The 12,953-nt window shown below is 67.5% G+C and carries 13 protein-coding genes; 9 read left to right on the top strand and 4 right to left on the bottom strand.

What is annotated here, in order from left to right:
* Positions 1–9 precede the first annotated feature (9 nt).
* Positions 10–741, top strand: coding sequence for a DUF8185 domain-containing protein (locus BW971_RS14265; protein WP_076480670.1), 732 nt, complete (start codon positions 10–12; stop codon positions 739–741).
* A 13-nt stretch (positions 742–754) separates the two neighbouring features.
* Here BW971_RS14265 and BW971_RS14260 read toward each other — a convergent pair whose 3' ends face one another.
* Positions 755–2,371, bottom strand: a complete 1,617-nt coding sequence (locus BW971_RS14260) for a glycoside hydrolase family 13 protein (protein WP_076480784.1) — start codon at positions 2,369–2,371, stop codon at positions 755–757.
* Positions 2,372–2,474: 103 nt separating this feature from the next.
* The gene (locus tag BW971_RS14255; RefSeq protein WP_076480668.1) at positions 2,475–2,879 is read right to left on the bottom strand and encodes a globin; all 405 of its coding nucleotides are present in this window, start codon (positions 2,877–2,879) and stop codon (positions 2,475–2,477) included.
* A 147-nt stretch (positions 2,880–3,026) separates the two neighbouring features.
* Between BW971_RS14255 and BW971_RS14250 the strand changes: the two genes are divergently transcribed.
* The 3 genes from BW971_RS14250 to BW971_RS14240 all read left to right on the top strand — a co-directional run bounded on the left by BW971_RS14250 (position 3,027) and on the right by BW971_RS14240 (position 4,500).
* Positions 3,027–3,647, top strand: a complete 621-nt coding sequence (locus tag BW971_RS14250; RefSeq protein ID WP_076480667.1) for an HNH endonuclease — start codon at positions 3,027–3,029, stop codon at positions 3,645–3,647.
* 75 nt (positions 3,648–3,722) lie between these two features.
* On the top strand, positions 3,723–3,977 hold the full coding sequence (ctaJ, locus tag BW971_RS14245) for an aa3-type cytochrome oxidase subunit CtaJ (RefSeq protein WP_076480665.1): 255 nt from the start codon (positions 3,723–3,725) through the stop codon (positions 3,975–3,977).
* A 43-nt stretch (positions 3,978–4,020) separates the two neighbouring features.
* Positions 4,021–4,500 carry a DUF5130 family protein gene (locus BW971_RS14240; protein WP_407701225.1) on the top strand — a complete coding sequence of 160 codons (480 nt, stop codon included), beginning with the start codon at positions 4,021–4,023 and terminating at the stop codon, positions 4,498–4,500.
* Positions 4,501–4,598: 98 nt separating this feature from the next.
* Here the strand turns inward: BW971_RS14240 and pepN are convergent, their stop codons facing one another.
* On the bottom strand, positions 4,599–7,172 hold the full coding sequence (pepN, locus tag BW971_RS14235; protein ID WP_076480663.1) for an aminopeptidase N: 2,574 nt from the start codon (positions 7,170–7,172) through the stop codon (positions 4,599–4,601).
* Positions 7,173–7,404: 232 nt separating this feature from the next.
* On the opposite strand from pepN, the gene BW971_RS14230 reads away from it, so the two are divergent.
* Positions 7,405–8,025: a mycothiol-dependent nitroreductase Rv2466c family protein gene (locus BW971_RS14230; protein WP_076480780.1), complete on the top strand. Its 621-nt coding sequence runs from the start codon at positions 7,405–7,407 to the stop codon at positions 8,023–8,025.
* Between the two features lie 10 nt (positions 8,026–8,035).
* Here BW971_RS14230 and BW971_RS14225 read toward each other — a convergent pair whose 3' ends face one another.
* Complete coding sequence (locus BW971_RS14225) at positions 8,036–9,058, bottom strand: M48 family metallopeptidase (protein WP_083710010.1); 1,023 nt, start codon at positions 9,056–9,058, stop codon at positions 8,036–8,038.
* Here BW971_RS14225 and BW971_RS14220 point away from each other — a divergent pair.
* The 4 genes from BW971_RS14220 to sthA all read left to right on the top strand — a co-directional run bounded on the left by BW971_RS14220 (position 9,057) and on the right by sthA (position 12,944).
* Positions 9,057–9,521 (top strand): ribose-5-phosphate isomerase, encoded by a 465-nt coding sequence (locus BW971_RS14220; RefSeq protein WP_076480662.1) that lies wholly within the window; start codon positions 9,057–9,059, stop codon positions 9,519–9,521. The genes BW971_RS14225 and BW971_RS14220 overlap by 2 nt on opposite strands.
* A 53-nt stretch (positions 9,522–9,574) precedes the next feature.
* On the top strand, positions 9,575–10,372 hold the full coding sequence (locus tag BW971_RS14215; protein WP_076480660.1) for an Fpg/Nei family DNA glycosylase: 798 nt from the start codon (positions 9,575–9,577) through the stop codon (positions 10,370–10,372).
* A gap of 108 nt (positions 10,373–10,480) precedes the next feature.
* Positions 10,481–11,386, top strand: a complete 906-nt coding sequence (locus tag BW971_RS14210) for a PE-PPE domain-containing protein (RefSeq protein WP_076480658.1) — start codon at positions 10,481–10,483, stop codon at positions 11,384–11,386.
* Positions 11,387–11,507: 121 nt separating this feature from the next.
* Positions 11,508–12,944, top strand: coding sequence for a Si-specific NAD(P)(+) transhydrogenase (gene sthA / locus BW971_RS14205; protein ID WP_076480657.1), 1,437 nt, complete (start codon positions 11,508–11,510; stop codon positions 12,942–12,944).
* Positions 12,945–12,953: the final 9 nt, after the last annotated feature.

The following is a 12,953-nucleotide window of genomic DNA, read 5'->3' as shown; positions in this document are numbered from 1 at the left end:
GGTGAGACGGTGAACGGGACGGCCGAACGCGCGATCCGATTGCCGACGGTCCCCGCCCGCAACGACGCCGCCGCGTTCGTGGCCCGCGCCCACCGGCTCGACGACACGGCCGTCGTCCGGGTTCGCTCGCGCGGCGTGGAGGCGATCGAGTTGTGGGTCAACAACGGGTTCGACGTGCTGGCCGTGCGGGTGGTGCCGGGACAGGTGATCGGCGGAGGCGACATCATCGCCGATTGTTCGATGCTGCTGGCCGCGATCCGTGCGGCGCAGCAGGTCTCAGCGGTCACCATCGACCCCGGTTTCGGGATCGACAGTGCGTGGCGCGGTGCGCTGCCACCCGTCGACGGCTGGCATCACGTCGATGACGTCCCCGCGCGGACCGTGGTGCGGCTCGCGCAGGAGGGGGCCGAAGTCGCGAGGAACCAGGGCAGCGCTCACGGCCCGGCGACGTCGCTGCTGGACCAACACGTCGTCGAGGTCACCGGGACGGACCCCGACGGTCGGGACGAGACCGTCGCGATCACCATGCGTGCCATCTTCGCTCTGACCTCGATGGGGTTCCTGCGTCGTGCCGACGGTGGGGAGGTCGTCGAGAGCACCGATCCGGCGGACATCGACGATCGCGAACCGGTACGGATCCGCGCCAACCGCGTGTGGACGCGGGTCGACGCCCGGTACGGGTCGGTGTGTCTGCGTCGAGGGCAGTCGTTCTCGCTCACCGTCGTGCCCGGCGCGGACTGACCCGGTCGCCTGCTCAGTCCGGGATCAGCCAGGCCGCCGCGTTGGGGGCGAGCTTGCCGTCCTGCAGAGGGGCGCTGCACAGCAGCAGCTCTCCGGGTGGGAACCCCACCGGGGTGTCGGTGGTGTTCAGTGCGCACACCGCGTGACCCTCGGAGCGTCGAAAGGCCAGACACCCCTCCGGCGCGCCGTACCACTCCACGCCGCGACCGGAGAACTCCGGACGCGTCTTGCGCATCTCGATGGCCTCCCGGTACAGCGACAGCGTGGAGTGCACGTTCTCGAGTTGGCCTTCGGCGGTGCGGTCGGCCCACTCCGGCGGGATCGGCAGCCAGGTACGCGGGTTGGTGGAGAATCCGAACGGTGGTCGGTTGCCCTCCCACGGCAGCGGTACCCGACACCCGTCACGACCGCGTTCGGTGTGACCGGAACGCTCCCAGGTGGGGTCTTGGAGCACCTCGTCGGGGAGGTCCACGTTGGGCAATCCGAGTTCGGCACCGTTGTAGACGAACGAGGTGCCCGGCAACGCCAGCTCGACCAGGATCATCGCCTTGGCCCGTTCCAGCCCTGCCCCTGGTCCGACCCCGTCGGCATACCGGGTGACCTCGCGCTCGACATCGTGATTGGACAGCGTCCACGTCGGTGTCCCGCCCACGAGGTCGACGGCGTTGATCGACTCCTCGATGGCTTCACGGATCTCGACGGCGTCGAATGCGGTCTTGACCAGCCGGAAATTGAACCCGAGGTGCAGTTCGTCCGGCCGCAGGTACTCGGCGAAGGCGTCGTTGCTCTCCACCCACAGTTCGCCGACCGTCATCGCCTCGGGGTACTCGTCCATCACGGTGCGGATACGACGGTGGATGGCGTGCACCCCGGGATTGTTGAATCGGGGATCACCGTCTCGGTTGACCAGCAGCTGCACCTCCGAGACGTCCATGTCCGGCAGGTCGGACGGTTTCACCATCCCGTGGGCGACGTCGATGCGGAACCCGTCGACACCGCGGTCCAACCAGAAGCGCAGAGTCTTCTCCAGATCCTCGAAGACCTCCGGATTCTCCCAGTTCAGGTCCGGCTGCTCGGGCGCGAACAGATGCAGATACCACTGTCCGGGGGAACCGTCGGCCTCCGTGACCCGGTGCCAGGCCGGTCCGCCGAACACGCTGGGCCAGTTGTTCGGCGGCAGCTCGCCGTGGTCACCGCGGCCGTCGCGGAAGATGTAGCGCGCTCGTTCCGGGCTGCCCGGCGCCGAGTTCAGCGCCTCCACGAACCATGGGTGCTGGTCACTGGTGTGATTCGGGACGAGGTCCATGGTGACCTTCATCCCACGTTCGTGCGCGGCTACCAGCAGCGCGTCCATCGCCGCGAGACTGCCGAACAGCGGGTCGATGTCGCGAGGATCGGACACGTCGTATCCGTGGTCGGCCATCGGAGAGCGCATCACGGGGCTCAGCCACAGGGCGTCGATCCCGAGGAGCTCCAGGTAACCCAGCTTCTCGGCGACGCCGCGCAGGTCGCCGACCCCGTCACCGTTGCCGTCGGCGAACGAGCGGGGGTAGATCTGGTAGAAGATCGCGTCCTGCCACCACTTCAGCGGGGCCGCGACATCGTTCGCGGGCACAGGGCTGCCACGCAGGTCTGCGCCATCGGCGGTTGGCTCGTCGTTCACTGTTCGTATTGTGCCGGAGATGTCGACCCCCCGGCCACCGGGTCGTTGGTGGTCGGAGCCGCCCGACGCCTCAGAGTGGCGAGTTCACCATCGACTGCGCCGCCATCTCCATGTACTCGGTCAGGGCTCGCCGGTGGGCGTCGTCGAGGCGATCCGGGCCGATGGAAGCTATCGCCGTGGTCATGCATCGCAACCAGGCGTCACGTTCGATGGGCCCGATCGTGAACGGGTGGTGCCGCATGCGCAGCCGTGGATGACCGCGTTCGTCGGAGTAGGTACGCGGCCCGCCCCAGTACTGCTCGAGGAACATGCGCAGACGGCGCTCGGCGGGCCCGAGATCCTCCTCGGGGTAAAGGGGGCGCAGGATGTCGTCGGCAGCGACCTCGCGATAGAAGCGGGCGGTGAGGTCGTGGAAGGTGGCCTCGCCGCCGACCGCCTCGTAGAAGGTCTGCGTTGAGTCGTTCACAAACCCCATTCTGGACCATCCCTGGCCACCCGTCGGTGACCCTCCCGGGCCACCGCGTCACGGATTGTTCACACGATCCCCCCGGTGTCGTCGGCATATAGGCGTGCATGAGCAGGTGTTCCGTGGTCAACTGAGGCGTTGCCACCGGGAGGTACGATGACGCGAGCAAAGTCGCATCGGACGCATCACGACCGGGTCCACGACGTGACCCATCAGGTGACCGAACTGGTCCCACGCGCGGTGGATCCGTCGCGCAACACCTGGGGCAAACATCGTGTGTTGCTGCTCAACGCCACCTACGAACCGCTGACGGCGATCTCGATTCGTCGGGCGGTGGTGTTGGTGCTGCGGGAGCGCGCCGATGTCGTGCACGCCGAGGCGGGTGCGTCGAGCATCCATTCCGCCGACCTGTCCATGCCGATCCCATCGGTGATCCGGTTGCGTACCTACGTCCGGGTGCCGTACCGGGCGGTGATCCCGATGACCCGCTCGGCACTGATGCACCGCGACCGGTTCCGCTGTGGGTACTGCGGCGGCAAGGCCAACACCATCGACCACGTGGTGCCGCGCAGTCGCGGCGGCAGTCACAGCTGGGAGAACTGCGTCGCCTGCTGCGCCGGCTGCAACCACCGCAAGGCCGATCACCTGCTCAGCGAACTGGGATGGACGCTGCGCACGCCGCTGACCGCTCCCAAGGGTCGACACTGGCGGTTGCTGGCGACGGTGAAGGACATCGACCCGAGTTGGTCGCAGTACATCGACGTCGGCGCGGCGTGAGGCCTGACCGAGACCGGCGCCCGCACTTCGGATAGATTCGTCGCGAGAGAAGTCCGCTGCGGCGAAGGGTGTGCGATGGAAGACGTGATCCTCTGGGTCGGTATCGTGGTGGTGATCCTCACCGTGCTGTCCGTGCTGCTGGCCGTCGGTGCGATGGCCGTGGGGGGCAAGTCCCGCTACCGGGCGACCACGACCTACCGGCTGAGCGAGAAATGGGATCACAAGCCGCTCCTGTTCAGCGCCACCGACATCGAGCCGGTTGCGGCGCCGTCGCACGGGGCACACGGCACCGACGATCTGATCGGGGGTTCGGCAAGTGGTAAGTGGTGAGGTCTCCAAGGAGTACGTCGAGGGTGAGTCGCAACAGTCCGGCGTGAAGGGTCACGCGATTCAGCGGCCGGATATCGGCGAGGGCAGCGACAAGCTGCCGGTAGGTGCTGTGGTGACCCCGAGTGGTCGCATCTCCGCTGCCACCTCGGCGGATTCGGTCTCGCAGAATCCGCCCTTCACCCGCCACGAGCTGGTTGCGCTGGACGAGACGCTGTCGGAGGCAACGGATCTGTCGCTGATCCGCTTCTCGGTGTACATCGGCGACCTGGGTGACGACGCCTCCGCCGGTGCGGCCGCGGTACTGCCCAAGGTGCCCGAGCCCGAACACGCCTGTCTGATCGCCGTCTCGCCGAACGCACACGAGGTGGTGGTGGTGTCGGGCCGTGCGGTGGCCGATCGCGTGAACGACCGGGTCGCGCAGCTCGGTGTCACCGCGGCGATCAGCGCCTTCCGCAGTGGTGAACTGATCGACGGGGTGATCTCCGCGATCCGCGTCATCGCCACGGCGGCGAAGCGAACCTGACGCTCGCGCGAAGCCTACGGCCCCGAGCGCCCGACGGGTCCCATCCGACGACAGAGCCGCCCCCGACCATCCGGTCGGGGGCGGCTTCCGTCCGTGACTCAGTCGCGGGCGTCGAACTCGCGGGCCCGCAGCGACCGCGCCACCGAGTCGCGACCCTCGGACACCAGTCGGCGCAGCGCCGGTGGGTGATCGCCGGCCAGGAACTCGTCGGCCAGGGCGATCGACTCGTCATCGATGGCCCAGCTGGGGTACAGGCCCACGACCACCGTCTGGGCGACCTCGCTGCTGCGTCGACGCCACACGTCGTCGATCTCCTCGAAGTACTTCCGCACGTACGGTGCCAGCAGTTCCTGCTGACCCGGGCGGACGAAACCGCCGATGATGGCCCGGGCCACGATGTTCGGCGTCGCGTCGTCCTCCACGGCCTTGGCCCACGCGTCGGCCTTGGCCTCGGCCAGCGGACGACTGGCCCGCGCGGCCGCGGCGAGTCGAGCACCGGCGGCGGTGTTGTCGCGGGCGGCCTCGGCGTCGATGATCGTGGTGGCGTCGGGCAGCGTGTCGATGACACCCGCGGTGGCCAGTGCCGTCACCAGCTTCCACCGCAGGTCGGTGTCCACGGTCAGACCCGCCAGCCCGTGCTCGGCGGGGTCGTCGCCGTCGACGATGCCCTGCACCACTGCGACCTCCCCGTCCGACAACTGGCCGCCGAGCAGCGTGTTCACGAACGCCAACTGGTGATCCGAACCGGACTCGGCCTCGCGGGCCAACTCCAACAGGCGCGCGCTGAACCCGGCTCGACCCGTCTCCGCGGCCCAGTCGGGGTCGGCGTAGGCGTTGATGGCGGTGGATGCCTGCATGAGCACCCGCTGCACCACACCGATCTCGGATTCCCCCGCGATACCGCGTTCCACCAGCGCGGCGAAGTCGCGGGCCCGCAGCTCGGCCTGTCGGGTCATCTCCCATGAGGCCGACCACACCAGGGTGCGGGGCATGGGCTCCGCGATGTCGGCGATGCGCTCGGTCGCCACCGTCAATGAATCGGGGTCCAGACGCACCGAGCAGTAGGTGAGGTCCTCGTCGTTGATCAGGATCAGCTGGCCGCGCGGAACCCCTACCAATTCATCGACCGCCGTCCGCTCACCCTCCACGTCCAACTCCACCCGCTTGGTACGGGTGAGGGCGCCGTCGGTGTCGTCGTATACCCCGACCACCAACCGGTGCACGCGGGTCTCACCCGCGCCCGGCGCCGCCCCTTCCTGGAGGATGTCGAAACGGGTGATGACGCCGTCACCGTCCACCTCGAAGTCCGGCCGCAGCACGTTGATGCCGGTGGTTCGCAGCCACTGACTGCCCCAGTCCGACAGGTCGCGGCCCGACGCCTTCTCCAGCGCCGACAACAGATCGGAGAACTCGGCGTTGTCGAACTGGTGCGCGGCGAAGTAGTCGCGGAGGCCGGCGAGGAAGTCCTCGAGTCCGACGTAGGCGACCAGCTGTTTGAGCACCGACGCCCCCTTGGCGTAGGTGATCCCGTCGAAGTTGACCTCCACCGCCGCGAGATCCGGGATGTCCGCGGCCACGGGGTGGGTGGTGGGAAGCTGGTCCTGCCGGTACGCCCAGGACTTCTCGACGTTGGCGAACGTGGTCCAGGCATTGGTGTATTCGGTTGCCTCCGACTGGCACAGGACCGAGGCGAACGTCGCGAACGACTCGTTGAGCCACAGGTCGTCCCACCAGCGCATTGTGACCAGATCGCCGAACCACATGTGGGCCATCTCGTGCAGCACGGTCTCGGCGCGACGCTCGTAGGTCGCCTTGGTCACCCGCGAACGGAAGACGTAGTCCTCCAGGAAGGTCACCGCACCGGCATTCTCCATCGCGCCCGCGTTGAACTCCGGGACGAACAGCTGGTCGTACTTCCCGAAGGCGTAGGGGACACTGAAATTCTCGTGATAGAAGGCGAAACCCTGTTTGGTCTCGGTGAAGAGTCGATCGGCGTCCATGAAATCCGCGAGCGAGGTGCGGCAATAGATGCCGAGGTCGATGGACCCGTGGTCGTCGGAGTAGGTGTCGGTCCACACGGCGTACGGTCCGGCGATCAACGCGACCAGGTAGGTGCTCAGCAACGGGGTGGTCGCGAAGGTGTGCACCCCGTTCTCCACGCTGACCGGTGCGCCGTTGGAGATGACCTTCCAGTCCTCGGGGGCGCGGACCACCACGTCGAACGTGGCCTTCAGATCGGGTTGGTCGAAGCAGGCGAACATCCGCTTGGCGTCGGCGGTCTCGAACTGTGAGTACAGGTACACCGAGTCATCGCTGGGATCGACGAAGCGGTGCAGTCCCTCGCCGGTGTGCGAATAGGCGCAGTCCGCGACGACCACCAGGGTGTTCTCGGCGGCCAGCCCGGTCAGCGGGATACCGGTGGACTCGTCGTAATCGGACAGGTCGACGTCGGTGCCGTTGAGTGTCGCGCTGATCACCGTCGGCGCGACGACGTCGACGAACGTGTCCGCACCTTCGGTGGCGGTGAACGTGATCGTTGCACTCGACCGGAAGGTGTCGACACCGGGATTGCCGGATCCGTCGGTGAGGTCGAGGTCGATGGCGTAGTTCTCGACCGCGACGATCCCGGCCCGCTCACGGGCCTGGTCGCGGGTCAGGTTGGGGGCGCTCACGATGGGCGTGCCTCTCTTTCGACGTGCGTTGACGGGAAGGCGATCGACGGGTCGGCAATCTGTGCTCGATGCCTCACCCTACTGGCCACGGCGGCCGGTCAGAGCCGATGATCGCAGGCCATCGGGATATACATGCGCCCCCGGGAATGCAACGGCCGTCACGATGGCTGAGGGTGGGGGACGGCAACGGCGGACACCGCCACCGACAGCAGCGCAGCACAGGAGGATGAGCATGACCGAGCAGGGGACGACACGCGACCGGGTGGACTTCTGGTACGACCCGCTGTGTCCGTGGTGTTGGATCACCTCGCGGTGGATCCTGGAGGTGGAGGAGGTCCGCGACATCGACGTGCACTTCCACCTCATGAGCCTGGCCGTACTGAACGAGGGCAGGGACATCCCCGACGACTACCGGCAGAAGTTGGCCGAGGCGTGGAAGCCGGTGCGCGTGATCGCGGCAGCGGTCGCCGAGCGGGGGGATGAGGTGCTCGCTCCCATCTACACCGCGATGGGCACCCGGATCCACAACAAGCAGATCAAGGACTTCGACGTCGTCATCGACGAGTCGCTCGCGGAGGTCGGTCTGCCTGCGGAGTTGGCCGAGGCCAAGGACTCCACCGACCACGACGACTACATTCGCCGGTCGCATCACGAGGGGATGGACAAGGTCGGCGACGACGTGGGCACCCCGACCATCCATATCAACGACACGGCCTTCTTCGGGCCGGTGTTGTCGCGTATTCCTCGCGGTGAGACCGCCGGCGACGTCTGGGACGGTGCGGTGAAACTGGCGAGCTACCCGCACTTCTTCGAGCTCAAGCGCAGCCGTCACGAGGACCCGCAGTTCGACTGAGGCCGGTGGTTCACCACCCCGTGGGGAGTTGCCTGTCGTCGACGGTCGGCACCTGATGTGGCGGAGGCGGTGGCGGCGCGACCCGAGTCGCGTTGCCGCTGCCTGCGCCGCGGACGACCTCTCGTGGGCGGAAGAACATCCGACCTGCACTCGACCGGTTCCGTAGGGCCGCGGCTCGCCACGTCAGCACCGGATGACTGGCCACCAGATTGGTGGCCCAGGTGAAGAAGCCGTGCTCGTGGGTGGCACGGTCGGCGAAGGCGTCGAAGTCCACCATCCGCAGCATGTACTTGCCCGCGGCGAGAACACCGATGGCGCCCGGTGAGCCCGACGGCTGGTTGAAGTACCCGTAGTTGTCGGCGGTGTACTCCTGCGCTCGCGAGAGGGCGCTGCCGACGACGGGGATGGCCATGCCCACCGTCGCGGCCAACTGACGCCAGTAGGAGACGTGTCCGGCGGCGACGTGGCCCACCTCGTGGCCGATGATGAACCGGAGTGCGTCGGGATCGCGTGCGGCGCCCCCGATCTCGAACAGGTCGGAGTAGACCACCACGAACCGCCGGAACCCGTGCCCGGAGGCGTAGGCGTTGATGGTGCCGTTGCCCAGCACCACATAGGCGTCGGGAACGTACTCCAGTCCGTACCGTCTGGCCGCGTCGGCGACCATCGCGTACCCCTCCGGGAACTGTGTCGGTGTCATCTGTACCCCGTTGACCCGTGGCTTCGCGTAGGTCATGCCGCGAACCAGGTAGATGATCAGCGGGGCGGCGAGCAGTAGCAGGAAGTAGTCGTTGAACACTCCGAACACCACCGCGACGACCACCGCGAGGTAGACGAGCAGTCCGAGCACCACCAGGATCACCAACATGGGGATCTCCCAGGGATGTCGCCGCGGCGGACCCGCATATCTCGCCGGTGGGAGCCAGAACCGTTGCTGGGGATTCACGCCACCAACATAAGCCAGCTCCGTGTTGGGGAACCGTTGACCGGTCGGGTCACGAGGGCCGTGCGATTCCTGACAGACTGTTCTCATGCGCATCTACCTCGGTGGCGACCACGCCGGATTCGAACTCAAGACCGCGATCGCCGAACATCTCCGCGGGGCGGGCCACGAGGTCGTCGACTGCGGCGCCCACGTCTACGACGCACTCGACGACTACCCGGCCTTCTGTATCGACGCCGCGACCAAGACCGTCGCCGACCCCGGCGCCCTGGGCATCGTGCTCGGTGGCAGTGGCAACGGTGAGCAGATCGCGGCGAACAAGGTTCCCGGCGCCCGCTGCGCGCTGGCGTGGAGCGTGGAGACCGCGACACTGGCCCGTCAGCACAACGACGCGCAGTTGATCGGTATCGGGGGCCGGATGCACACCGTCGACGAGGCATTGGCCATCGTGGACGCCTTTGTCAGCACCCCCTTCTCGGGTGAGCCGCGCCATCAGCGCCGGATCGACATCCTCGACGAGTACGAGAAGACCGGTGTCGCGCCCGCGATCTGACGGAGATGTCGCGAGCGGCAGGTCGTGGTGTCGAGAACTGACCGGGACGGCGCGTGCCTGAAGGCCACACCATCCACCGTCTCGCCCGTAGGCACAAGAAGCTGTTCGGGGGCCGGCGGGTTCGGGCCACCAGCCCTCAAGGGCGCTTCGTCGACGGCGCGGCGAGGATCGACGGTCGACGTCTGTTGGGTACCGACGCGTGGGGTAAGCACCTTCTCCACCGTTACGAGGGTGAGCTGCTGGTGCACGTGCACCTGGGTCTGTACGGCCGGTTCGACGAAGCCGTCGCCCCGCTCCCCGCACCGGTAGGGCAGGTGCGGTTGCGGATCGAGGGTGACGAGCACGGCGTCGACCTGCGCGGACCCACCGCCTGCGAGATCTTCACCCCCGCGGACGTGGACGATCTCGTCGCGCGTCTGGGCGCCGACCCGTTGCGCCGCGACAGCGATCCGGAAGCGGCGGCGGCACGCGTGCGCGGGTCACGACGGGCGGTGGGCGCGCTGCTGATGGATCAGAAGGTGATCGCCGGGGTCGGCAACGTGTACCGGGCCGAAGTGCTGTTCCGAGCCGGAGTGCATCCGTTCCGGCCCGGCACCTCGATCGTGCGTGACGAGTGGGACGACATCTGGGCGGACCTGGTCGATCTGATGGCCGTCGGCGTACGACGGGGGCGCATCGTCACGGTGCGTGCCGACGACGACCACGGGGCGCCGTCCTACCGTCCCGGTCGTCCGCGGACGTATGTCTATCGACGCCGGGGAGAGCCCTGCCGGATCTGCGGCACATCGGTCGTGATGGCCGATCTGGACGCGCGCAAGGTCTACTGGTGTCCGGTCTGCCAGCCCGAGTGAGCCACCTCCGCCTCGACAGTCGATTCGACCCACAGAGATCTCTCATCCGCACCTCGTCGATCCCTCAGCATCGCGAGGGCATCCTGGACACATGACCGAGACGAACGCATGACCGCGACGGTGACGGTGTTCGCGGTGGGTGGAACCGGAGAGTCGTTCCCCGGTGACGACCGCACCGCGGTCACCGGCCTGCTCGCAGCGGTCACCGACGCCCTCGACGTTCGGTTTCGCTGTGTGTGGGTGGGGTATCCGTCGAGCTACGGCCCGGTGCCCCATCGTGACGGCGTCAGCTACGCGATGAGTGTCGCCCTCGGCGAGCGTGCGTTGTCGGAGGCGATCTCCGCCGCCACGACCCCGGTGATGGTGATCGGGTACTCGCAGGGGTGTGTGGTGGTCCGCAACGTGCTGGCCCGCCTCGGGCGCACGACCTCGACCGGTCAGCCCGTCCTGGGTGTGGGTTTCGTCGCCGACCCCCATCAGCCACCCGGGGTGATCGCCGGATGCGACGGCTGGGGCGTCGCAGGGCCAGGGACGCCGTTGGGTGAGGGACTCGATGCGCTGTGGATCGCCGACCCCGCGGACCTGATCTGCAACGCCGGACCCGACTCGGTGCTGCGCGATGTCGCCGACCTGACCTCGCTGCTCAGCCTGCGGGATCTGCGTGCGTGGGTCCGCCAGACGATCACCGTGCTGCGTCGCAACACGTTGCAGAACGCCGCCAGGACGTCGGTTCGACCGGCGCAGTGGCGTCGTGACGTGGTGCGGCTGCGGTCGGCGGTCGTCGAGATCCTCGGTTACCTCCCCGCGCTGATCATGTGGCACGGTCTGGTCTGGCGAAATCGTCGCGGTGGTCGGCACACGTCGTACGCGGTCGAACCGTCCCCGCTGCGTCCGCGGAGTGCCGGCGATGTCAGCGGTTGTGTGCTGTTGGCGCAGTGGATGCAGGTACAGGCGACGTTCTCCCTGTCTGCTCACGGCGGTGCTGATCCCGTGCGGACCGCTCGGGGCGCGTGAACAGTTCACCCAGTCGACGTGTGCGGATGACCTGCGTGCACCACACTGAGACCCGGCGGATGTCCGATCTGGGGTGACTCCGCGCGCGCGTCGGCGTCGAGTTCTCAAGGAGTGAACAGCGATGGAACACTACGACCTGGTCGTCATCGGGTCCGGACCCGCCGGACAGAAGGCGGCGATCGCGGCCGCAAAACTGGGCAAGCGGGCGGCCGTCGTCGAGCGGCGCGACATGGTCGGCGGTGTCTGTATCAACACCGGGACCATCCCGTCGAAGACCCTCCGGGAGGCCGTGCTGTACCTGACCGGTCTCAACGAGCGGGAGCTCTACGGACAGTCGTACCGGGTCAAGTCCGACATCACCGTCACCGACCTGTCGGCGCGCACCACCCACGTGGTGGCCAAGGAGATCGACGTCATCCGCAACCAGCTGGAGCGCAACAACGTGCCGATGTACTCGGGCAGTGCGCACTTCGTCGGGCCCAAGGAGATCGCGATCGACGCCACGGACGGCGACGTGAAGACCATCGGTGCCGACAACGTGGTGATCGCGACGGGCACGCGGCCCGCGCGGCCGTCGACGGTCGATTTCGACGGGGAGACCATCGTCGATTCCGACCAGGTCCTCAGCCTCCGAAAGCTGCCGAAATCGGCGGTGGTGGTCGGGGCCGGAGTGATCGGGATCGAATACGCATCGATCTTCGCGGCCCTGGGGACCAAGGTGACCGTCATCGAACAACGCGACCGGCTCCTGCCGTTCTGCGATCGGGAGATCATCGACGCCCTGCTGTACCAGCTACGCGACCGTGGCGTCACCTTCCGGTTCAGCGAGATGGTCGAGACGGTGGAGAGGCACGAGTCGGGAACCCTGACCGTGCTGAAGTCCGGCAAGCAGATCCCTGCCGACACCGTCCTGTATTCCGCGGGCAGGCAGGGTATGACCGATCGGCTGGATCTGGCCGCCGCGGGACTCGACGCCGACAAGCGTGGGCGTCTCACGGTGAACGACGACTTCCAGACCGACGTCAGTCACATCTACGCGGTGGGTGACGTCATCGGTTTCCCCGCGCTGGCCGCGACGTCCATGGAGCAGGGCCGGCGGGCGGCCTACCACGCGTTCGGTGAACCGACCGGCGTCACCGACATGGTCCACCAGCCCATCGGGATCTACTCCATCCCGGAGATTAGCTTCGTCGGCAAGACCGAGGACGAGCTGACCGCCGAGAACGTGCCGTTCGAGGTCGGGGTGGCCCGGTATCGCGAGCTCGCCCGTGGCGCGATCATGGGCGACTCCTACGGGTTGCTCAAATTGCTCGTCCATGCAAAGACGCGCCGGTTGCTGGGCGTGCACGTGTTCGGCACCAACGCCGCCGAACTGGTGCACATCGGGCAGACGGTGATGGGACTGGACGGCACCATCGACTACCTGGTCCAAGCGGTGTTCAACTACCCGACCCTGGCCGAGGGCTACAAGGTTGCGGCGCTGGATGCGGTCAACAAGATGCGTGCGGTAGCCCGCGTCACCGGCGATGCCGAGGTGCACGAACTCGGTTCCGACTGATCGTCGACG

The sequence above is a fragment of the Williamsia sterculiae genome (assembly GCF_900156495.1).
GTDB lineage: Bacteria > Actinomycetota > Actinomycetes > Mycobacteriales > Mycobacteriaceae > Williamsia_B > Williamsia_B sterculiae.
Note: the sequence above shows the minus strand (reverse complement) of the source record. Positions and strands in the feature narration are given on the sequence as shown.

What these genes read in the sequence shown, in the direction of transcription:
- BW971_RS14250 (WP_076480667.1), top strand. Translation starts at nt 3,027, where the DNA reads ATGACGCGAGCAAAGTCGCATCGGACGCATCACGACCGGGTCCACGAC.
- BW971_RS14230 (WP_076480780.1), top strand. Translation starts at nt 7,405, where the DNA reads ATGACCGAGCAGGGGACGACACGCGACCGGGTGGACTTCTGGTACGAC.
- BW971_RS14225 (WP_083710010.1), bottom strand. Translation starts at nt 9,058, where the DNA reads ATGAGAACAGTCTGTCAGGAATCGCACGGCCCTCGTGACCCGACCGGT.
- BW971_RS14210 (WP_076480658.1), top strand. Translation starts at nt 10,481, where the DNA reads ATGACCGCGACGGTGACGGTGTTCGCGGTGGGTGGAACCGGAGAGTCG.
- ctaJ (WP_076480665.1), top strand. Translation starts at nt 3,723, where the DNA reads ATGGAAGACGTGATCCTCTGGGTCGGTATCGTGGTGGTGATCCTCACC.
- sthA (WP_076480657.1), top strand. Translation starts at nt 11,508, where the DNA reads ATGGAACACTACGACCTGGTCGTCATCGGGTCCGGACCCGCCGGACAG.
- BW971_RS14220 (WP_076480662.1), top strand. Translation starts at nt 9,057, where the DNA reads ATGCGCATCTACCTCGGTGGCGACCACGCCGGATTCGAACTCAAGACC.
- BW971_RS14255 (WP_076480668.1), bottom strand. Translation starts at nt 2,879, where the DNA reads ATGGGGTTTGTGAACGACTCAACGCAGACCTTCTACGAGGCGGTCGGC.